The sequence below is a fragment of the Pseudomonas sp. Sample_16 genome, from assembly GCF_004307665.1.
GTDB lineage: Bacteria > Pseudomonadota > Gammaproteobacteria > Pseudomonadales > Pseudomonadaceae > Aquipseudomonas.
In genome coordinates this window covers 27,753-49,083 of sequence record NZ_RCOB01000052.1, presented here as the reverse complement: position 1 = coordinate 49,083, position 21,331 = coordinate 27,753, and the positions used below count along the sequence as shown (strand labels likewise).

The window sequence follows — 21,331 nt, the reverse complement described above, 5'->3', positions numbered from 1 at the left end:
GTCTCTACGACTAATACTCTGACACGAGACGACATAGTTCTTACAAGCGGTAACCCAAAAGCAAACAGCAAAAGGCGGGCATGAAAAAGCCTGTCGGGCGCCAGGCCGGACAGGCTGTCAATTACCGCAAAAACAGTTACTCGTGATACTGCGCCGACAACTCATGTACCGCGCGCAAGAACGCGCCGGCATGTTCCGGGTCGACTTCCGGCGTGATGCCGTGCCCCAGGTTGAACACGTGGCCACTGCCCTTGCCGTAGCTGGCGAGGATGCGGCCCACTTCATTGCGAATCGCTTCTGGCTTGGCGTAAAGCACGGTCGGGTCCATGTTGCCTTGCAGCGCGACCTTGTCACCGACACGGGCACGGGCGTTACCGATATCGCAGGTCCAGTCCAGGCCCAGTGCATCGGCGCCCGCCTCGGCGATGCTTTCCAGCCACAGACCGCCGTTCTTGGTGAACAGGATCACTGGCACCTTGCGACCTTCGTGCTCTCGAATCAAACCGCTGACGATTTTCTTCATGTAGGCCAGCGAGAACTCCTGGTACGCCGCTGCCGACAGGTTGCCGCCCCACGTGTCGAAAATCTGCACCGCTTGCGCACCCGCCATGATCTGGCCGTTGAGATAGCTGGTGACCGACTGTGCGAGCTTGTCCAGCAGCAGGTGCATGGCTTGCGGGTTGTCGTAGAGCATCGCTTTGGTCTTGCGGAAGTCTTTCGACGAGCCGCCTTCGACCATATAGGTGGCGAGGGTCCACGGGCTGCCGGAGAAACCGATCAGCGGAACGCGCCCGTTCAGTTCCCGGCGAATGGTGCTGACCGCATCCATCACGTAGCCCAGGTCTTTGTGTGGATCGGGGATCGGCAGGGCTTCGATGTCGGCCAGGGTGCTGACGACTTTCTTGAAGCGCGGACCTTCGCCGGTTTCGAAGTACAGGCCCTGGCCCATGGCATCAGGGATGGTCAGGATGTCGGAAAACAGGATGGCCGCGTCCAGTTGTGGATAGCGGTCCAGCGGCTGCATCGTGACTTCGCAAGCGAACGCCGGGTTCATGCACAGGCTCATGAAATCGCCGGCCTTGGCACGGCTGGCGCGGTATTCAGGCAGATAGCGACCAGCCTGACGCATCATCCACACAGGGGTGACGTCAACAGGTTGCTTGAGCAGGGCGCGCAGGAAACGGTCGTTCTTCAGGGCAGTCATGTCGGCATCCGGAAAAAAAGTGCGGGCATTTTCTCAGAGCCGGACGCAAAAGGCACGGCAAGCGCCGCACCTTTTGTCTATCGGGTCAATTTGTCGCGGGGAAACCCGTAACTCGCAACACCACAAAGCACTGTGGGAGCTGGCTCGCCAGCGATGGCATCACTTCGGTCTACGTTGAAAACCGAGGTTTCTGCATCGCTGGCAAGCCAGCTCCCACAGGTATTGCGTTGCAGTTTCGACCGGGGGTCAGACGCCCAGGTAATCCAGGATCCCTTCAGCCGCATTGCGGCCTTCGAAGATCGCCGTTACCACCAGGTCGGAACCGCGAACCATATCGCCACCGGCGAAGATTTTCGGGTTGCTGGTCTGGTGCTTGTACTGACCTTGTTCCGGCGCCACGACGCGGCCCTGGCTGTCGGTCTGGATGCTGAACTGCTCGAACCAAGGCGCCGGGCTCGGACGGAAACCGAAGGCGATGACCACGGCATCGGCCGGGATGATCTCTTCGGAGCCCGGGATCGGCTCTGGGCTGCGGCGGCCACGGGCATCCGGCTCGCCGAGACGGGTCTCGACCACCTTCACGCCTTCGACCTTGTCTTCGCCGACAATCGCGATCGGCTGGCGGTTGTAGAGGAATTTCACGCCTTCTTCCTTGGCGTTCTTCACCTCTTTGCGCGAGCCTGGCATGTTCGCTTCGTCACGACGATAAGCACAGGTCACCGACTTGGCGCCCTGGCGGATCGAGGTACGGTTGCAGTCCATCGCCGTGTCGCCACCGCCAAGTACCACGACTTTCTTGCCTTTCATGTCGACGAAATCTTCCGGCGACTTTTCAAAGCCCAGGTTGCGGTTGACGTTGGCGATCAGGAAGTCCAGCGCGTCGTACACGCCCGGCAGGTCTTCCCCGGCAAAGCCGCCCTTCATGTAGGTGTAGGTGCCCATGCCCATGAATACCGCATCGTATTCTTCGAGCAGTTGCTCGATGGTCACGTCCTTGCCCACTTCGGTGTTCAGACGGAACTCGATGCCCATGCCGGTGAAGACTTCGCGGCGATTGCTCAGCACGGTCTTTTCCAGCTTGAACTCGGGGATGCCGAAAGTCAGCAGACCGCCGATTTCCGGGTTCTTGTCGAACACCACCGGGGTCACGCCGCCACGTACCAGCACGTCCGCACAGCCCAGGCCCGCAGGGCCTGCGCCGATGATCGCGACACGCTTGCCGGTCGGCTTGACCTTGGACATGTCCGGGCGCCAGCCCATGGCGAACGCGGTGTCGGTGATGTATTTCTCGACCGAACCGATGGTCACCGCGCCGAAACCGTCGTTGAGGGTGCAGGCACCCTCGCACAGACGGTCTTGCGGGCACACCCGGCCGCAGACTTCCGGCAGGGTGTTGGTCTGGTGCGACAACTCGGCGGCCTGGAGGATGTTGCCCTCGGCCACCAATTTGAGCCAGTTGGGAATGAAGTTGTGCACCGGGCACTTCCATTCGCAATACGGGTTGCCACAACCCAGGCAGCGGTGGGCCTGATCGGCCGACTGCTGGGGTTTGAACGGTTCGTAGATTTCGACGAACTCTTTCTTGCGTTGACGCAACAGTTTCTTCTTCGGATCTTTGCGCCCGACATCGATGAACTGGAAGTCGTTATTCAGACGTTCAGCCATTGTTAAAACCTCATCAAACTCTTCAGGCGCATATCACTGCGGATTGGCACGGGTGCTGGAAAGCAACGATTTCAGGTTGGCAGCCTTCGGCTTGACCAGCCAGAAGCGACGCAAGTAATCATCGAGGTTCTCGGCGAGTTCACGCCCCCACTCGCTGTCGGTTTCCTCAACGTACTCGTTCAGCACGCGTTGCAAATGGCTGCGGTAGGCTTCCATCGCCTCGCCGCTGATCCGCTGGATTTCCACCAGTTCGTGGTTGACCCGGTCAACGAAGGTGTTGTCCTGGTCGAGCACGTAGGCGAAACCGCCGGTCATGCCAGAGCCGAAGTTGTAACCGGTCTTGCCCAGTACGCAGACGAAACCACCGGTCATGTACTCGCAGCAGTGATCGCCAGTGCCTTCCACCACGGTGTGGGCACCGGAGTTACGCACAGCAAAACGCTCGCCTGCGGTGCCGGCGGCGAACAGCTTGCCCCCGGTGGCGCCATACAGGCAGGTGTTGCCGATGATGGCACTGTCCTGAGTCTTGTAGACGCTGCCCTTGGGCGGAACGATGACCAGCTTGCCGCCGGTCATGCCCTTGCCGACATAATCGTTGGCGTCGCCTTCCAGGTACAGGTTCAGGCCGCCGGCGTTCCATACGCCGAAGCTCTGGCCCGCAGTACCCTTGAAGCGGAAGGTGATCGGCGCATTCGCCATGCCCTGGTTGCCATGCTTGCGAGCGATTTCGCCGGAGATCCGCGCGCCGATGGAACGGTCGCAGTTGCAGATATCCAGGTCGAACTCGGCACCGCTCAGGTCGTTGATCGCCGAAGCAGCCATCTCGACCATTTTCTCGGCCAGCAGGCCTTTGTCGAACGGCGGGTTGCGGTCTACGCCACAGAACTGCGGCTTGTCCGCTGGCACATGGTCGCTGCCCAGCAACGGGGTCAGGTCCAGGTGATGCTGCTTGGCGGTCTGGCCTTCGAGGACTTCCAGCAGATCGGTACGACCGATCAGCTCTTCGAGGGAGCGCACGCCCAGCTTGGCCAGCCACTCACGGGTTTCTTCGGCGACGTAGGTGAAGAAATTCACCACCATGTCGACGGTACCGATGTAGTGGTCCTTGCGCAGTTTTTCGTTCTGGGTCGCGACGCCGGTGGCGCAGTTGTTCAGGTGGCAGATGCGCAGGTATTTGCAGCCCAGGGCGATCATTGGCGCGGTGCCGAAGCCGAAGCTTTCAGCGCCGAGGATCGCTGCCTTGATCACGTCGAGGCCGGTTTTCAGGCCACCGTCGGTCTGCACCCGAACCTTGCCGCGCAGGTCGTTGCCGCGCAGGGTCTGATGGGTTTCGGCCAGGCCGAGCTCCCACGGGGCGCCCGCGTACTTGATCGAGGTCAGCGGCGATGCGCCGGTGCCGCCGTCGTAGCCGGAGATGGTGATCAAGTCCGCGTAGGCCTTGGCCACACCGGCGGCGATGGTGCCAACGCCCGCTTCCGCTACCAGCTTCACCGAAACCAGCGCCTTCGGGTTGACTTGTTTCAGGTCGAAAATCAGCTGCGACAAGTCTTCGATGGAGTAGATGTCGTGGTGCGGCGGTGGCGAAATCAGGGTCACGCCCGGCACTGCATAACGCAGCTTGGCGATCAGGCCGTTGACCTTGCCGCCTGGCAACTGACCACCTTCGCCCGGCTTGGCGCCTTGAGCGACCTTGATCTGCAGCACTTCGGCGTTGACCAGGTATTCCGGGGTCACACCAAAACGGCCCGTCGCCACCTGCTTGATTTTCGAGCTCTTGATGGTGCCGTAGCGTGCCGGGTCTTCGCCGCCTTCGCCGGAGTTGGAGCGCGCACCGAGGCGGTTCATGGCTTCGGCCAGGGCTTCGTGGGCCTCAGGCGACAGGGCACCCAGGGAGATACCGGCGGAGTCGAAGCGCTTGAGCACCGATTCCAGCGGTTCGATCTCGCTCATATCCAATGGCGTGTCGAGGGTTTTGACTTTCAGCAGGTCGCGGATCATCGACACCGGGCGGTTATCCACCAGCGAGGTGTATTCCTTGAACTTGCTGTAGTCGCCCTGCTGCACGGCAGCTTGCAGGGTGTTGACCACGTCAGGGTTGTACGCGTGGTATTCGCCACCGTGGACGAACTTCAGCAAACCGCCCTGCTGGATCGGCTTGCGCGGGCTCCAGGCTTCGGTGGCCAGGGCTTTCTGCTCGGCTTCGATGTCGACGAAACGCGCACCCTTGATGCGGCTCGGCACGCCACGGAAGCTCAGGTTGCAGACTTCCTCGGACAGGCCGATGGCCTCGAACAACTGCGCACCACGGTACGAAGTGATGGTCGAGATGCCCATCTTCGACAGGATCTTCAGCAGGCCCTTGGTGATGCCTTTACGGTAGTTCTTGAACACCTCATAGAGGTCGCCCAGCACTTCACCGGTACGGATCAGGTCGCCAAGCACTTCGTAGGCCAGGAACGGATAAACGGCAGAAGCACCGAAACCGATCAATACGGCGAAGTGATGCGGATCGCGAGCGGTCGCGGTTTCCACGAGGATGTTGGAGTCGCAACGCAGGCCTTTTTCGGTCAGGCGGTGGTGCACCGCGCCGGTGGCCAGGGACGCGTGGATCGGCAACTTGCCCGGGGCAATGTGACGGTCGCTCAGCACGACCTGGGTACGACCGGCGCGCACGGCTTCTTCAGCCTGATCGGCGACGTTGCGGATCGCCGCTTCAAGGCCGACGCTCTCATCGTAATTAAGGTCGATGATCGCGCGCTCGAAGCCTGGGCGATCGAGGTTCATCAGCGAGCGCCATTTGGCCGGGGAAATGACCGGCGAGCTGAGGATCACGCGCGAGGCGTGTTCCGGCGACTCCTGGAAGATGTTGCGTTCGGCGCCGAGGCAGATCTCCAGCGACATGACGATCGCTTCACGCAGCGGGTCGATCGGCGGGTTGGTGACCTGCGCGAACTGCTGGCGGAAATAGTCGTACGGCGTGCGCACGCGCTGGGACAGCACGGCCATCGGCGTATCGTCGCCCATCGAGCCCACGGCTTCGTAGCCCTGCTCCCCGAGCGGACGCAGCACCTGATCGCGCTCTTCGAACGTGACCTGGTACATCTTCATGTATTGCTTGAGCTGATCGACGTCGTAGAACGCCGATCCGTGGTCGTTGTCTTCCATGGTCGCCTGGATGCGCAGGGCATTCTTGCGCAGCCATTGCTTGTACGGATGACGCGACTTCAGACGGTTGTCGATGGCGTCGGTGTCGAGGATCTGCCCGGTTTCGGTGTCAACGGCAAAGATCTGGCCCGGCCCGACACGGCCCTTGGCAAGCACGTCTTCAGGCTGGTAGTTCCAGACACCGATTTCCGAAGCCAGGGTAATGAAACCGTTCTTGGTGGTGACCCAACGCGCCGGACGCAGACCGTTACGGTCGAGCAGGCACACCGCGTAGCGACCGTCGGTCATTACCACGCCGGCCGGGCCGTCCCACGGTTCCATGTGCATCGAGTTGTATTCATAGAACGCACGCAGATCCGGGTCCATGGTTTCGACGTTCTGCCACGCTGGCGGAATGATCATCCGCACGCCACGGAACAGATCGATGCCACCGGTGACCATCAGCTCCAGCATGTTGTCCATGCTCGAGGAGTCGGAACCCACGCGGTTGACCAGCGGACCGAGCTCTTCCAGGTCCATCAGATCGTTGGTGAACTTGGTGCGACGAGCCACGGCCCAGTTGCGGTTGCCGGTGATGGTGTTGATCTCGCCGTTGTGCGCCAGGAAGCGGAACGGTTGAGCCAGCGGCCATTTCGGCAGGGTGTTGGTGGAGAAGCGCTGGTGGAACACGCAAATCGAAGTTTGCAGGCGCTCATCGCTCAGGTCTGGATAGAAGGCGGTCAAATCCGCCGGCATCATCAGGCCTTTATAAATGATGGTCTTGTGCGAAAAGCTGCACACGTAATGGTCGGTGTCAGCAGCGTTGGCCACGGACGACTTGCGACGGGAAGTGAACAGCTTGACGGCCATGTCCTGATCGCTCAGGCCTTCACCGCCGATGAATACCTGCTCGATCTGCGGCAGACGCTCGAGGGCCAGGCGCCCGAGGACGCTGGTGTCGATCGGCACTTTGCGCCAGCCGACGAGCTGCAGGCCGGCGGCAAGGATCTCGCGGTTCATGTTCTCGCGAGCGGCTTCGGCCTTGACCGGGTCCTGGTTGAAAAAGACCATGCCCACGGCATATTGCTTGGGCAGTTCGACGCCAAACGTTTCCTGGGCGATGGCTCGCAGGAACACGTCAGGCTTTTGAATCAGCAGACCGCAACCGTCACCGGTCTTGCCGTCGGCATTAATCCCACCGCGGTGGGTCATGCAGGTCAGGGCCTCGATGGCCGTTTGCAAAAGGGTATGACTGGGCTCGCCCTGCATATGGGCTATCAGGCCGAAACCGCAGTTATCCTTGAATTCATCGGGTTGGTACAGACCTGCTTTCATAGACACTTTCTCACCAGGCTGCCCCTTATCGAGGCAAATTTCTTTTCAATTCAACCACTTACCTTCCACGCTGGACGTACGCCAGCTTTGCGGGGGCAAAAGGGAGGTCATTGTACACACCGACACGGAGGCTCACAAATTTGACGACGAAATGTCGCAAATCTATGTCGCATTCATGAAAGGTTTAAAGCGATCTGCTGTGCTAGTCAAAACTTTTTTAATTCTGACCGCAACGACTCAAAGACTACTGTGACGCAGACACCACAAGGCACGCGGCCTGTGGGGCCAGCGCGCGCTTGCAGAAATTTTGAGGTGCTTGGAGAGGCGGCCTGGGTAAGGCCGCCGAATCTTCAGCGAGTTGTTGCCAGTTCCTGTTGGACGCTGGCGACAGTGCGAGGCCAAGGTTTACCAGCCTGAACCTTCGCTGGCAAGGCCTTGATGGCTGAAACGGCTGCATCACGACTGGCGAAGTTGCCGTAGGTGATCACATAAAGTGGCTTGCCGTTGAGGACCTTCTTGAAATAACGGTATTCACCGCCCTGCTCCTTGACGAAGCTTTGTGCGGCCGTTTCGGAGCTGGTACCGAGGATTTGCACCACATAATTACTCGGCGCCTGACCGGCGTACCAGGTACCTCCGGCAGCCTTGGTGGCGGCGGCTGGTTTTTCGGCAGGCTTGGCTGCGGCGACCGCCGGCTTGGCCGGAGCTGGAGCAGGCTTGGCGGCTGGCGCCGGAACCGGTGCAGGCTTGGCGGTAGCGACCTGCGTCGGGGCCGGAACCGGCTTGGCCGCAGGAGTCGGCGCAGGCCCGGCCGGAACGCCCGCAGGCGGCGCAGTGGTAGTTACGGTCGGCGGTGTCTCGCTGGAGCCCTCGAGCGGAACGCCATCGTCACCTTCGGTAATACCGCCCGCTGCTTCGGCCAGAGGACCACGCATGACAGGCTGCGAATTACCGACCAACGGCAGCGGCATCGGCTGCGTATTGCCGGCGAATTCGACGGCTGGTGCGCCGCCGTTCGCCTGAGGCGCGCCCTGGCCGAGCGGCAATTGCGCCTGCTCGTTGGCCGGAGCACCGGTGGTCGGTGCTTTGCTGCGACCTGGCATCAACCAGGCGGCGGCTACCGCGACCACGACGACGGCGGAAATCGCCAATACGTGTTTCTTCGGCATATTGAACCCCATACTTGGACGCTTCACCGCTGAGCGGCTGGCAATCATGGCTTCGATCATTGCATCGCGGGCAACCTGGTTGATATTGCCAGGCCAACCCTCGGAGCTTTCGTGAATATCAGAGATCTGATCTGCGGTGAAAAGTTCTATACCCCGACCTGCACCTTCGAGGCGCTGATCCAGATATTCGCGGGTCTCTTCTTCGGTGTACGGCTGTAACTCGATGACGTGGAAGCGCTCTTCCTCGAGGCTCAACTGCTCCAGTTGAGCAATCATCGACGACTCGCCAAACAGGAACACGTGCGGGCGACCTTCCGGTGCACCGGCACCCAGCGCCATCAACGCTTCGAGCGCGGATTCGTCGAGCTGCTCAGCATCGTCCACCAGCAGATAGACTTCCTGACCGGTGAGTGCCAGTTGCACCACCTGAGCCAGGATTGCGCCGATCTCGGCCTGGGCAACGTCCAGTGCCTGGGCCACCTGCCGCAGTACGCCAGCCGCATCGCCGGCGCCACGGGCGGAAACCACCACGCTCTGCACCGATTGTTTGTTGGTGCTGGCCACCAGGGCCTGACGCAGCAGGGTCTTGCCGCTGCCTTGTGGGCCTGTGACCACCAGCAGCAACTGGCTATAGCGCGCCAGATGATGCAACTGCCCCAGCACGGGTTTGCGCTGGGCCGGGAAAAACTTGAAGCCAGGCACCCGTGGAGCGAAAGGGTCATGACTCAACTGGTAATGGCCGAGGAAAGCCTCGTCGGCATGCAAACTAGTCATCGCGTTCTTATTAACCTTTAAGCTGAGCCAGGGCGCGGTAATCCGCTCCCAGCGTGGCCTGTAGAACCTCTTTCGGATAATCGTCGGTCACCACCGCTTCGCCCATGTGGCGCAGCAGCACCAGGCGCAAACGACCGTCGATCACTTTTTTATCAATTGCCATGTGTTCGAGGAAATTGGCTGGCGTCATCTCTTCAGGCGGAATGACCGGCAACCCGGCGCGCTGGAACAGCCGAATTCCGCGATCACGCTCCTGCTCGCTGATCCAGCCCAGGCGCGAGGACATCTCTAGCGCCATCACGGTGCCGGCAGCCACAGCCTCGCCATGCAGCCAGACACCATAGCCCATGTGGGTTTCGATGGCATGACCGAAGGTGTGGCCGAGGTTGAGCGTGGCTCGCACACCGGTCTCTTTCTCGTCGGCACCGACCACCGCTGCCTTGGCCGCGCAAGAGCGCTCGATGGCGTAGGTCAGGGCTTGCTGATCCAGGTTGCGCAGGCGATCGACATTGTCTTCGAGCCAGGTCAGGAATGGCTCATCGCAGATCAGACCGTACTTGATGACTTCCGCCAGACCGGCGGACAGTTCGCGGGCCGGCAGGGTATTGAGCGAGGTCGTGTCGATCAGCACGACGTTCGGCTGATAAAAGGCGCCGACCATGTTCTTGCCCAGCGGGTGGTTGATTCCGGTCTTGCCACCCACGGAAGAATCTACTTGCGACAACAGCGTGGTCGGGACCTGTATGAAATCGACACCACGCTGATAGCAGGCCGCGGCAAAACCGGCCATGTCACCGATAACGCCGCCGCCAAGGGCAATCACCGTGGTGCGGCGATCGTGCCGGGCGGTCAACAGACCGTCGAAAATCAGTTGCAGGGTTTCCCAGGTCTTGAAGGCTTCGCCATCGGGCAGCACCACGGAAATCACCGAGAACTGCGCCAGACTGCGGGTCAGACGTTCGAGATAGAGCGGCGCAACGGTTTCGTTGGAAATGATCGCCACTTGCCGCCCGCGAATATGCGGGGCCAGCAGCTCAGGCTGATCCAACAAACCTTCGCCAATATGAATCGGGTAGCTGCGCTCGCCTAGATCGACCTTGAGTGTCTGCATGTGTCCCCACAGTGAAGATGGAATCAGGCGTCCTGCCTTGAATTAACGAATGTCCACGGCCCCTGCTGGTCTGACGCCGTCCGGTAGCCATCCGCCACAACCGATTGCGGTCATGGCAGGACGCCGAGGATAGCGCATTTCGTGCAGCGCTTTAACGGGGCGGCAATTGCTGCAGACGCTCCAGAATATCGAGCACGACCATTCGCGGTGGCCGCTCATCGGTTTCCACCACCAGATCGGCGATTTCCCGATAGAGCGGATCGCGGATCGCCAGCAGATCCCGAAGGGTCTTGGCCGGATCGGCGGTGCGCAGCAAAGGGCGATTGCGGTCACGCGAAGTGCGCCCGACCTGCTGCTCAACGGAAGCATGCAGATAAACCACGCGTCCGCCGGCGTGCAGTGCCCGACGATTGGCTTCGCGCATGACTGCGCCACCACCGGTCGCCAGCACCACGCCGTCGTAATCGCATAGTTCGGCAATCATTGCCTGCTCGCGATCGCGAAAGCCCGGTTCGCCTTCTTTATCGAAGATCCATGGGATATTGGCGCCCGTGCGTAATTCAATTTCCTTATCGGAATCTTTGAATGGCAAGCGCAGCTCTTTGGCCAGCAACCGGCCGATGGTGCTTTTTCCAGCGCCCATCGGTCCTACAAGAATCAAATTTCGCACAGAATCAACGACTCACAGCAATCGCCTGGTTATTCATGATACGCGGAGTGAGAAACACCAACAGCTCGGATTTTTTCTCCGAAACCACGTCACGCCGGAAAAGGCGGCCAAGATACGGCACATCGCCAAGAAATGGCACCTTATCTACAACCTTGCTCTGAGTATTTGAGAAAACGCCGCCAATAACGATGGTCTCCCCGTCGTTGACCAGGACCTTGGCGTTGACTTCGTTTTTCTTGATCGGCGGCACATCCTGGACTTTGTTGAGGTAGTCCGGCTCGTCCTTGGTGACCTTCACTTCCATGATGATCCGGTTATCCGGCGTGATTTGCGGCGTTACTTCCAGCGACAGCGAAGCCTCCTTGAACGACACGGAAGTGGCGCCGCTGGAACTGGCTTCCTGGTAAGGAATCTCGGTGCCCTTGAGGATCTTCGCCGTTTCCTTGTCGGACGTGACCACCTTGGGCTGCGAGACAATTTCGCCGTTACCGGTTTTCTCCATGGCTGTCAGTTCAAGGTCCAGGAGGACATTGTCGGTGATGAAGGCAATGCCGATACCCGAGGTATTGTTGACCGCCCCCAAATCGACGAACGGCGAGTTGGTGCTGGTGCTACCCGGTGTACCGATGGTCGATGACGAATTGGCACCATTGCTGACCCCCGAAGTATTCCAGTTGCCTTTATTCTGGATCGAGCCACCCCAGCGCACGCCAAGACTCTTGTCGTAATCGACGTTGGCTTCGACGATTCGCGCCTCGATCATCACCTGGCGCACCGGAATATCCAGTTGCGCCACGATCCGCCGCAACTCGTCGAGCCGATCCTGTGTCTGGTAGGCAATGATGTTATTGGTGCGCTCATCGACAGTGATCGACCCCCGCTCGTCGACCTTCGCTTCGGCACTTGTTACCGACTGGAACAGCTTCGAGATATCGGCTGCCTTGGCGTAATTGACCTGAAGCAGCTCCCGCCGCAGCGGTGCCAGATCGGCGATCTGTTTCTGCGACTCCAGTTCCTGACGCTCTCTTGCGGCGATTTCATCGGCCGGCGCCACCAACAGGACGTTACCAATCTTGCGCTTGTCCAGCCCCTTGGTCTTCAACACCAGGTCCAGCGCCTGGTCCCAAGGCACGTTTTGCAGGCGCAATGTGATGCCACCCTGCACCGTGTCACTGGCCACCAGATTGAGATTGGTGAAATCGGCGATCAATTGCAGTACCGAGCGCACATCGATGTCCTGGAAATTCAGCGAGAGCTTTTCGCCGCTGTAGGCGTAGCGGTCGGCATTGCGCTTTTGCAGGTCGTCGACGGTCATCGGGCGGATGCTGACGGTCAGCTTGTTGTCGGTCTGGTAAGTCGAATAATCGAAGGCGCCGCTGGGCTCGATGGTGATGGTGGCTCTGTCGCCGGTGACATTGGCATTGACGAACTGCACAGGCGTGGCGAAATCCTTGACGTCCAGGCGTACTCGCAACGGTTCGGGCAGACGGGTCCTGGCGAAACCGAGAATGATCTTGCCCTCGCGCTCCTGTATGTCGGGCGCAATGGAAGGGTCCGACAGATCAATCACTACATTGCCTTCTCCTTGCGTGCCACGCTGAAAATCCACTCCGCGTATGGCTTTGCTTGCCGTCGCAACCGGGCGTGCCGGGGTCGGGGCGGCAGTGGTAGTGGCAACCGGCCTGCGAGTCGCGCTTTTGCCACCCTGCCCAACCACTACAAACAGATTATTGCCTTCGATTCGGGTGTCGTACGGCGTCAGCTGGGTCAAATTGATGATCAGCCGCGTACGATCCTTGGCCTCGACCACGGTTGCGCTGCGGGCGTTACCCGCCCCCAGGTCACGAGTCTTGCTGGCCAGTTGGCTGACCACACCTGGCAGGTCGAGTGCGATCCGTGCTGGCGACTCAGTGGTGTACCCATGGGGAGCCGGCGGTGGCTCATCGAACGCCAGCTTCAACTCGACGCGGTCGCCCGGCAGTGCAGCGACATCGAGCGCTTTGAGGTTGGCCGCTTGTACCATCGGCGACAGCAACGCTATCCATAGCGACATTCCGAGGGTGGAGAAAATCCTGTTCATTTTTCGAATCCCACTATGAGTGCTCTTTCAAAGGGATGGTCCGCGGCCTTTCCAGCCAGGCACCCTGGCCATCCGGGACGATTTCGACCACATCGACCTGGGCGCTGCTGATGGCGACTATCCGGCCTTCGTTGCGCCCCAGGTAATCGCCGACCTTCAGCCGATGCACTCCGCCAGCCCCGCGTAACAATGCAAAGGAGCCAGCCGCATTGGAAATTGTGCCGACCATTTCAAACTGCTCGATATTGAATCCCTCGAGGTACTGCTTGACCCGGTTCGGGTCCGGCTTGACGTTGCGCGACCCGTGTTTCTGACCGGCCAGGTCGATTCTGACTTGCCGGGAAAACGGGCTGCGCAGGTTGGCAGCGTTGTAGGTGAATGTCGGGTAAGACCGAAATGTGGGCGTTGGTTCAATCTTCCCCGGTGCTCGCAGACGCATTTCGTTCATGTAGGCGTCCAGGTCGCTGAAGTCTTCGCCACTGTTACAACCGCCGAGCACGACCAGCAACATCACCATGCAAAGTCCGCGAACAAGGCTCATTGCTGCAGCCCTTTGTCGTTGTAGCGGTAGGTCTTGGCCAGGATGCTCATGCGCAGTTTCGGCCCGCCGTCAGGGTTGGCCGGGGCCAGGTCGAAATCGTGCAGGGTGACGATGCGCGGCAGACCGGCTACACCGCTGACGAACGTCGCCAGGTCGTGATAAGCGCCGGTGACGGTAATCTGGATCGGCAATTCGATGTAGAACGGCTGGGTCACCTCCGGCAGCAGTTTGATTTCTTCGAATTCCAGGCCACTGCCCAGACCGGTGCGAGTGATGTCTTCCAGCAGACCGGGGACTTCGGTATCACTGGGCAATTGCCGCAGCAGCACACCAAAGGAGTTTTCCATCTCTTTCATCTGTTGCGTGTAAAGCTCGAGGTTTGCCGCCATGTGCGCCTTGGTGGCGAACTGCTCTTTGAGGGTCGACTCTTCCTCACGCTTGAGATCTAGCTGGTTCTCAAGCTCGCTGGTGGACATGCTGTAACCCAGCGACAACACCAGAACCATCAGCAGCACACCCACCAACACCTTGATCGCGGGCGGCCAGGAACCGATATTGCTCGTATCCAGTTCGTTGATATCGATCTTGCGCAGCCCTTCGAACCATTCAGACGGAGTCATTTCCCGCCCTCCACCGCAGCCGGCTGGGTCTGCCGCACGCTCAACTGAAAGACGTTGGCTTGATCCAGTTGTCCGGCAGTGGTCGCTTTCACCTCGGTCAGGCTGGGGGCATCAAACCAATCGGAGGCATCCAGGTTGCGCATCAAATCGGATACACGATTGTTCGACTCTGCCGCACCGGTGATCGACAGGGTCTTGCCTGACATTTTGACTTCAGTGAAATACACCCCATCCGGCAGGGTTCGCGCCAGCTGATCAAAAATCCGCCCGCTGATCGGCCGGTTGCCCTGCAAGTCCTGGATGATCCGCATGCGCTCGACCAGTTGCTGACGGCGAGCCTTGAGCTCACTGATCTGCTTGATCCGCTCGTCGACCACGACAATTTGCTTGCCGATGTAATCATTGCGCGCAATCTGACGGCTGATGGCACCGTCGATGGCCTGATTGGCGATCAGCACAGCGCCTGCCGATCCCACCAGCACGCCGACCAGAGTCAGCAGAAAGCGTTTGCGACGTTGCTCGCGCAGTTCTTCCCGCCAAGGTAAAAGATTGATCCGTGCCATCAGTCGAAACTCCTGAGGGCCAGCCCGCAGGCAATCATCATGGCCGGGGCATCGCTGGTCAGGGCCGCGGCATTGACCTTGCTGCTCAGGGTCATCTCGAAAAACGGATTGGCTACCTGCGTCGGCGTGCCCAATTGCTGCTCGATCAATTGGTCCAGCCCCGGAACCGAAGCGGTCCCGCCTGCCAAAAGGATCTGATCAACGGAGTGGTACTGACCGGAAGCAAAGAAAAACTGCAACGAGCGGGATACCTGCTGAACCAGAGCTTCGCGAAAAGGCTGCAACACTTCACGCTCATAGTCGTCAGGCAGCCCGCCCTGCTTCTTCGCCCGCCCCGCCTGTTCAACGGTCAGGTTGTAGCGACGCTGGATTTCCTCGGTCAGTTGTCGCCCGCCAAACAGTTGTTCGCGGGTATAGATGATCCGCCCTTTGTGCAGCACGCTCAGGGTGGTCATGGTTGCGCCGATATCGACCACCGCTACCAGGCGCTCCTTCGACGCCGCCAACTGATTGGCCAGCAAGCCGAACGAACGTTCCAGCGCGTAGGCTTCGACATCAACCACCCGTGCAGTCAGGCCGGCCAGGGTCAATGCCGCTTCACGAACCTCGACGTTTTCCTTGCGACAGGCGGCGAGCAGCACATTGACCCGCTCGGGGTTACGTGTCGACGCGCCCTGGACTTCGAAATCGATGGCGACTTCATCCAGCGGATAAGGGATGTACTGATCGGCCTCGATCTTGAGCTGGCTTTCCATCTCGTCATCGGAAAGCCCCGCATCCATTTCGATAGTCTTGGTGATCACCGCCGAGCCGGCCACGGCGACGGCGACGTTCCTGACATTGGTTCTGGCCTTGACCACTACGCGGGAAAGGGCCTGGCCCACACCTTCGAGCTCTGCGATGTTTTTCTCGATAACCGCACTGGCAGGCAGTGGCTCGACCGCGTAGGCCTCCACCCGGTAACGGTCGCCCTGACGGCTCAGCTCCAGGAGCTTCACCGAAGTTGAGCTGATGTCGATCCCTAAAAGCGTATTGGCTTTTTTGTTGAAGAGTCCTGGCACTAGCAATTCCCTATGACTATCCGTGAGTTACGGACTCTGTAATGTGTATTGCGTTCCCTCCGCCCGTCTTGACAGCTGCCGTCAATGACGCCTGCGGCGGAAAAATGCTTATAATGCCCAGCGTTTTTTTCCGCTTTCTCAAGCGCGGGTCGTTCGCCTTTAGCCTGAACCCTGATGCCTAATTCATTTTTTGCCCTGGATATCCAAAAGCCTTGATTCGTCTGCTGAAATTTTTCGGTTGGTCCATCGTCGCGGTTTTCTGCGGACTGCTTCTGGGTCTGAGCGGGGCGTTTCTTTACCTTAGCCCCGGATTGCCGTCCGTGGAGGCTTTGAGAAGCATTCAGTTGCAGATTCCATTGCGGGTCTACAGCAGCGATAACAAGTTGATCGCAGAATTTGGCGAAATGCGCCGTACCCCGATCAAGTTCGCCGACATTCCACCCAATTTCATAAATGCGTTACTAAGTGCTGAAGACGACAACTTCGCCAACCATTACGGCGTCGACCCCAGCAGCCTGATGCGCGCGGCGACCCAACTGGTCAAAAGTGGCCACATCCAGTCCGGCGGCAGCACCATTACCATGCAGGTAGCGAAGAACTTCTTCCTGACCAGCGAACGCAGCTTTTCCCGCAAGACCACGGAAATCCTCCTGGCACTGCAGATTGAACGCCAGCTGACCAAGGACGAAATCCTTGAGCTGTACGTCAACAAGATCTACCTGGGCAACCGTGCCTACGGTATCGAAGCTGCCGCGCAGGTGTATTACGGCAAGTCGATTCGCGACGTCAGCCTGGCGCAGATGGCCATGATCGCCGGCCTGCCCAAGGCCCCGTCTCGTTTCAACCCGTTGGCCAACCCGGCCCGCAGCAAAGAGCGGCGCGACTGGATCCTGGGGCGCATGTACAAACTGGGCAAAATCACTGAAGCCGATTACACCGCGGCGATCAACGAACCGCTGAACGCCAGCTATCACGTGCCGACACCGGAAGTGAACGCCCCTTACATCGCCGAGATGGCCCGCGCCGAAATGGTCGGCCGCTATGGTAGCGACGCCTATACCGAAGGTTTCCGCGTCACCACTACCGTGCCCAGCAACCTTCAGGAAATGGCCAACACCGCCCTCCACGAAGGCCTGATGACCTACGACCAGCGTCACGGCTACCGAGGCCCCGAATCACGCCTGCCGGGCAAGACCCGCGAAGCCTGGGCCACCGAACTGACCAAGCAGCGCACCATCAGCAGCCTTGAGCCGGCCATCGTTACCCAGGTCGACAAGACCGGGCTGCAGGTGCTGACCCGCACCGGAAAGGAACACGTCAGCTGGGAAACCATGAAATGGGCTCGCCCTTTCCTGAACACCAACAGTATGGGGCCCAATCCGAAGCAGCCGTCGGATGTCGCCCAGGTTGGCGACTTGATCCGTGTACAACGCCAGCCGGACAATTCGCTGAAGTTCAGTCAGGTTCCCCAGGCTCAGGGTGCGCTGGTGTCCCTCGACCCACAAAATGGCGCGATCCGCTCGCTGGTGGGTGGCTTTGCCTTTGAGCAGAGCAACTACAACCGCGCACTGCAGGCCAAGCGTCAGCCTGGGTCGAGCTTCAAGCCATTCGTGTACAGCGCTGCGCTGGACAATGGCTACACCGCCGCCAGCCTGGTGAACGATGCGCCGATCGTTTTCGTCGATGAGTACCTGGACAAGGTCTGGCGCCCGAAGAACGATACCAACACCTTCCTTGGCCCGATTCGTTTGCGTGAGGCGCTGTACAAGTCGCGCAACCTGGTATCGATCCGCTTGCTGCAAGCGATGGGCGTCGGCAAGACCATCGACTACATCAGCCGCTTCGGCTTCAACAAGCAGGATTTGCCACCCAACCTGTCGCTGGCACTGGGCACCGCAACGCTGACGCCGATGGAGATCGCCACCGGTTGGGCCACGTTTGCCAACGGTGGCTACAAGATCACTCCTTACATCATCGACAAAATCGAAAGCCGCAACGGCGACACGCTTTTCGTCGCCAATCCGCCCAGCGTGCCGAAGGGCGGCGCAGCCACCGACGGCATTGCCGCGCCAGTTGCCGAAGCTTTCACGGTCAACGCAACGCCGAGCGATGCCATGAACGCACAACCGACACCCCAAGCACCGGCGGTGGCTGAACGCATTGTTGATGGCCGCACGACCTACATCCTCAACAGCATGCTCGAGGACGTTATAAAACTCGGCACCGGGCGTCGTGCGCTGGCCTTGGGTCGCAGCGACATCGCGGGTAAAACCGGTACCACCAACGAATCCAAGGACGCCTGGTTCTCCGGTTACAACGCCGATTACGTGACCACCGTCTGGACCGGCTTCGACCAGCCTGAAAGCCTGGGGCGCAAGGAGTTTGGCGGCACCGTAGCCCTGCCGATCTGGATGAACTACATGGCCGCCGCGCTCAAGGACCTGCCGCCGCATACGCAGCCAGAGCCCGAAGGCATCCTCAGCTTGCGAGTCGACCCGATCAGCGGCCGCGCCGCCACTCCAGGCACGCCGGGCGCCTACTTCGAGCTGTTCAAGGCCGAGGACACGCCACCGTCGATGAACGAGCTGGGTAACGGCATTACGCCGGGCAGCCCGCTGCCGGCGGATGAAGCGGCGCCGATCGATTTGTTCTGATTTCAGCGCCAACAGAAAGCCCTGCCTTCGTGAAAGTGCGGGGCTTTTTTGTGCCTGCAGGATTGATCGTTCCCACGCTTCGCGTGGGAATGCAGCCAGGGACGCTCCGCGTCCCATCCAGAGCCGAACGCAGAGGCATTCCCACGCGGAGCGTGGGAACGATCACCCGCCAGACAAAAAAAAGCCCCGACTCAAAACGAGCCGGGGCTTTTCGGTTGAAGCGCTACAACGACTTAGCCGTTGAACACGTCATCCACGCTTTTGAGCGGGTAGTTCTTCGGATACGGCAGGGTTGCCACACCGGTCTCGATTGCGGCTTTAGCCACGGCATCGGAGATCAGGGTGATCAGACGCTTGTCCATTGGCTTCGGAATGATGTACTCACGACCGAATTCCAGCTTGATGCCGCCGTAGGCGTCGCACACTTCCTGAGGTACCGGCAGTTTGGCCAGTTCGCGCAGGGCGTTGGCTGCTGCCACTTTCATTTCTTCGTTGATGCGCTTGGCGCGAACATCCAGGGCACCACGGAAGATGAACGGGAAGCCAAGTACGTTGTTGACCTGGTTCGGGTAGTCCGAACGGCCGGTGGCCATGATCACGTCGTTACGGGTGGCATGGGCCAGTTCCGGGGAGATTTCCGGATCAGGGTTCGAGCAAGCGAACACGATCGGGTTAGGCGCCATGGACAGCAGGCCTTCAGCGCTCAGCAGGTTCGGGCCGGACAGGCCGACGAACACGTCAGCACCTTGCAGTGCATCAGCCAGGGTGCGCTTTTCGGTCGCGTGAGCGAAAACAGCCTTGTACTGGTTCAGGTCGTCACGGCCGGAGTGGATCACGCCGGTACGGTCGATCATGTAGATGTTTTCGATATTGGCGCCCATGCTCACCAGCAATTTCATGCAGGAGATGGCGGCAGCACCGGCGCCCAGGCAGACGATCTTGGCTTGCGGCAGGGTTTTGCCGGCGATTTCCAGGGCGTTGATCATACCGGCTGCGGTCACGATCGCGGTGCCGTGCTGGTCATCGTGGAATACCGGGATGTCGCACTGTTCGATCAGAGCGCGTTCGATCTCAAAGCACTCAGGTGCCTTGATGTCTTCCAGGTTGATGCCACCGAAGGTGATGGAGATGCGCTTGACGGTGTCGATGAAGGCTTGCGGGCTTTCGGAGTCGACTTCGATGTCGAAAACGTCGATGCCGGCGAAGCGCTTGAACAGCACGCCTTTACCTTCCATCACTGGCTTGGAAGCCAATGGGCCGAGGTTACCCAGGCCGAGAATCGCGGTGCCATCGGAAATGACTGCAACCAGGTTGCCTTTGCCGGTGTATTTGTAGGCCAGTTCAGGATCGCGGGCGATTTCGCGTACTGGTTCGGCTACGCCGGGGCTGTAGGCCAGCGACAGGTCGCGGGCGGTAGCGGTGGCCTTGGTGAGCTCGACACTCAGCTTCCCTGGACGAGGATGGGCGTGATATTCGAGAGCGGCAGTTTTCAGATCAGACATTTTGGCATTCCGCTTTTACTGTTGGACAGACTGGTCAGCGAGGATACGCGCCTCGCAAAATCCCCACAAGACTGACCGGTCACCCCTGTCAAGCGCCCGGCCATACGACTTTGGCCCAAGAGCCACGGAACACAAGGGATAGACTGTTCACAATCGATAGAAAAAATGTCTACAATTTTTTATCAATGTGCCACTTGCAGCATCGCCGGATCGGTCAGCGGCAACACCCAGCGCGCCTGACCCTCCTTGAGACCGCCACGACGGGAACGGTCCAGCACCCAGCCACGCGCCTCAATCTGCTTGCCCTTGAGACTTTCCAGCGAGGCCACATCGAATCGGGTCAGCAAATTGGGTGCAACGCGCAATACAACCGAGTCCTGCAACTCGATCCAAATCCCGCCACGATTGCGCTGAACCCTGCTCACACGGCCACTGAGCAGAGCGAATCCGGAAACGCTGATTTGATCCGCCTGCAACACGGGCGACTGGCGCCACACGCCGAGTCCGGATTGGCGGGCACTGCGTTCCGCTGCCTGCTGACAGTCGATCAGATCGGTATTCGGCGCGACTGCCACGAGAAACCCCAGGCCTTCGGCGAGCATTTGCGCTTCGAGGTTGGCGCCGTCGGCACCATAGACATGGGCCAACGTCCGGCCATAGCGGTCTTTGCTTTCTTTGCCGGGCCGCAGGCCGACTCGCCCATCACTCGCCGCCACCAAATCTTCCAGGCGTTTTCGTGCAGCGACGGCGAACGGCTCGTCGGAGCGCCCTTTCTTGCCCAACTCCGGCGTATTCAAGCCGATCATGCGCACATTGCGACCATCGCTCAGGCGCAGCGTGTCGCCGTCGACCACTCGCTGGACTGCGACCGATGCCAGCCCGGCCGGAGCCGGACAAAAGGCCTGGGCCGCTGAGAGCCAAATCGCAGACAGAAAAAAGGCGCCCGCAAGGGACGCCTTTTTCATCAGCATGGAAAAACCGCAACGGCCTCCCAAGTTGATCGGCCTTAGGCCTTTTTCGCGCCGAAAGCACCGAAACGGTCTGCGAAGCGCTGAACGCGGCCGCCAGTGTCCAGAGTCTTCTGCTTACCGGTGTAGAACGGGTGGCATTCGTTGCAAACGTCGATCGCCAGGGCTTTGCCGAAGGTCGAACGGGTTTCGAACTTGTTGCCGCAGCTGCAGGTAACAGCAACTGCTGGGTATTCTGGATGGATATCAGCTTTCATGGTGTTTTCCTCA

At 59.8% G+C, this 21,331-nt stretch carries 15 protein-coding genes; 1 reads left to right on the top strand and 14 read right to left on the bottom strand.

From position 1 onward, the window contains the following. Nucleotides 1-136 precede the first annotated feature (136 nt). The 11 genes from hemE to D8U69_RS07100 form a co-directional block, all read right to left on the bottom strand. Nucleotides 137-1,204, bottom strand: coding sequence for a uroporphyrinogen decarboxylase (gene hemE, locus D8U69_RS07155; protein ID WP_056852270.1), 1,068 nt, complete (start codon nt 1,202-1,204; stop codon nt 137-139). Nucleotides 1,205-1,450: 246 nt separating this feature from the next. Further along, nucleotides 1,451-2,869 (bottom strand): FAD-dependent oxidoreductase, encoded by a 1,419-nt coding sequence (locus tag D8U69_RS07150; RefSeq protein WP_056852269.1) that lies wholly within the window; start codon nt 2,867-2,869, stop codon nt 1,451-1,453. A 33-nt stretch (nt 2,870-2,902) separates the two neighbouring features. Next, on the bottom strand, nt 2,903-7,348 hold the full coding sequence (gltB, locus tag D8U69_RS07145) for a glutamate synthase large subunit (protein ID WP_130906995.1): 4,446 nt from the start codon (nt 7,346-7,348) through the stop codon (nt 2,903-2,905). Nucleotides 7,349-7,698: 350 nt separating this feature from the next. After that, entirely contained in the window at nt 7,699-9,291 is a 1,593-nt protein-coding gene (locus tag D8U69_RS07135) for an AAA family ATPase (protein ID WP_130903904.1), read from the bottom strand. Nucleotides 9,292-9,301: 10 nt separating this feature from the next. Beyond that, the gene (gene aroB, locus D8U69_RS07130; protein ID WP_056852266.1) at nt 9,302-10,402 is read right to left on the bottom strand and encodes a 3-dehydroquinate synthase; all 1,101 of its coding nucleotides are present in this window, start codon (nt 10,400-10,402) and stop codon (nt 9,302-9,304) included. 151 nt (nt 10,403-10,553) lie between these two features. Next, nucleotides 10,554-11,072, bottom strand: coding sequence for a shikimate kinase AroK (aroK, locus tag D8U69_RS07125; RefSeq protein WP_056725695.1), 519 nt, complete (start codon nt 11,070-11,072; stop codon nt 10,554-10,556). Between the two features lie 4 nt (nt 11,073-11,076). Then, nucleotides 11,077-13,152 carry a type IV pilus secretin PilQ family protein gene (locus D8U69_RS07120; RefSeq protein ID WP_056852265.1) on the bottom strand — a complete coding sequence of 692 codons (2,076 nt, stop codon included), beginning with the start codon at nt 13,150-13,152 and terminating at the stop codon, nt 11,077-11,079. 13 nt (nt 13,153-13,165) lie between these two features. Next, a complete protein-coding gene (locus D8U69_RS07115; protein WP_130906994.1) occupies nt 13,166-13,693 on the bottom strand; it encodes a pilus assembly protein PilP in 528 nt (175 codons plus the stop codon). Then, a complete protein-coding gene (gene pilO / locus D8U69_RS07110; RefSeq protein ID WP_056852263.1) occupies nt 13,690-14,313 on the bottom strand; it encodes a type 4a pilus biogenesis protein PilO in 624 nt (207 codons plus the stop codon). Before pilO ends, D8U69_RS07115 begins: the two co-directional genes overlap by 4 nt. After that, nucleotides 14,310-14,876, bottom strand: a complete 567-nt coding sequence (locus D8U69_RS07105; RefSeq protein WP_130906993.1) for a PilN domain-containing protein — start codon at nt 14,874-14,876, stop codon at nt 14,310-14,312. The genes pilO and D8U69_RS07105 overlap by 4 nt, the downstream gene beginning before the upstream one ends. Continuing rightward, nucleotides 14,876-15,937 (bottom strand): pilus assembly protein PilM, encoded by a 1,062-nt coding sequence (locus D8U69_RS07100; RefSeq protein WP_130906992.1) that lies wholly within the window; start codon nt 15,935-15,937, stop codon nt 14,876-14,878. The genes D8U69_RS07105 and D8U69_RS07100 overlap by 1 nt, the downstream gene beginning before the upstream one ends. A 212-nt stretch (nt 15,938-16,149) precedes the next feature. Between D8U69_RS07100 and D8U69_RS07095 the strand changes: the two genes are divergently transcribed. Then, nucleotides 16,150-18,591, top strand: a complete 2,442-nt coding sequence (locus D8U69_RS07095) for a penicillin-binding protein 1A (protein ID WP_130906991.1) — start codon at nt 16,150-16,152, stop codon at nt 18,589-18,591. 233 nt (nt 18,592-18,824) lie between these two features. On the opposite strand, the gene D8U69_RS07090 is transcribed toward D8U69_RS07095, so the two are convergent. The 3 genes from D8U69_RS07090 to rpmE all read right to left on the bottom strand — a co-directional run bounded on the left by D8U69_RS07090 (nt 18,825) and on the right by rpmE (nt 21,318). Further along, a complete protein-coding gene (locus D8U69_RS07090) occupies nt 18,825-20,093 on the bottom strand; it encodes a malic enzyme-like NAD(P)-binding protein (RefSeq protein ID WP_056852259.1) in 1,269 nt (422 codons plus the stop codon). Nucleotides 20,094-20,275: 182 nt separating this feature from the next. Next, a complete protein-coding gene (locus D8U69_RS07085; RefSeq protein ID WP_130906990.1) occupies nt 20,276-21,064 on the bottom strand; it encodes a thermonuclease family protein in 789 nt (262 codons plus the stop codon). 35 nt (nt 21,065-21,099) lie between these two features. After that, nucleotides 21,100-21,318: a 50S ribosomal protein L31 gene (gene rpmE, locus D8U69_RS07080; protein WP_008047849.1), complete on the bottom strand. Its 219-nt coding sequence runs from the start codon at nt 21,316-21,318 to the stop codon at nt 21,100-21,102. Nucleotides 21,319-21,331: the final 13 nt, after the last annotated feature.

What these genes read in the sequence shown, in the direction of transcription:
- hemE (WP_056852270.1), bottom strand. Translation starts at nt 1,204, where the DNA reads ATGACTGCCCTGAAGAACGACCGTTTCCTGCGCGCCCTGCTCAAGCAA.
- D8U69_RS07150 (WP_056852269.1), bottom strand. Translation starts at nt 2,869, where the DNA reads ATGGCTGAACGTCTGAATAACGACTTCCAGTTCATCGATGTCGGGCGC.
- gltB (WP_130906995.1), bottom strand. Translation starts at nt 7,348, where the DNA reads ATGAAAGCAGGTCTGTACCAACCCGATGAATTCAAGGATAACTGCGGT.
- D8U69_RS07135 (WP_130903904.1), bottom strand. Translation starts at nt 9,291, where the DNA reads ATGACTAGTTTGCATGCCGACGAGGCTTTCCTCGGCCATTACCAGTTG.
- aroB (WP_056852266.1), bottom strand. Translation starts at nt 10,402, where the DNA reads ATGCAGACACTCAAGGTCGATCTAGGCGAGCGCAGCTACCCGATTCAT.
- D8U69_RS07120 (WP_056852265.1), bottom strand. Translation starts at nt 13,152, where the DNA reads ATGAACAGGATTTTCTCCACCCTCGGAATGTCGCTATGGATAGCGTTG.
- D8U69_RS07115 (WP_130906994.1), bottom strand. Translation starts at nt 13,693, where the DNA reads ATGAGCCTTGTTCGCGGACTTTGCATGGTGATGTTGCTGGTCGTGCTC.
- pilO (WP_056852263.1), bottom strand. Translation starts at nt 14,313, where the DNA reads ATGACTCCGTCTGAATGGTTCGAAGGGCTGCGCAAGATCGATATCAAC.
- D8U69_RS07105 (WP_130906993.1), bottom strand. Translation starts at nt 14,876, where the DNA reads ATGGCACGGATCAATCTTTTACCTTGGCGGGAAGAACTGCGCGAGCAA.
- D8U69_RS07090 (WP_056852259.1), bottom strand. Translation starts at nt 20,093, where the DNA reads ATGTCTGATCTGAAAACTGCCGCTCTCGAATATCACGCCCATCCTCGT.
- D8U69_RS07085 (WP_130906990.1), bottom strand. Translation starts at nt 21,064, where the DNA reads ATGCTGATGAAAAAGGCGTCCCTTGCGGGCGCCTTTTTTCTGTCTGCG.
- rpmE (WP_008047849.1), bottom strand. Translation starts at nt 21,318, where the DNA reads ATGAAAGCTGATATCCATCCAGAATACCCAGCAGTTGCTGTTACCTGC.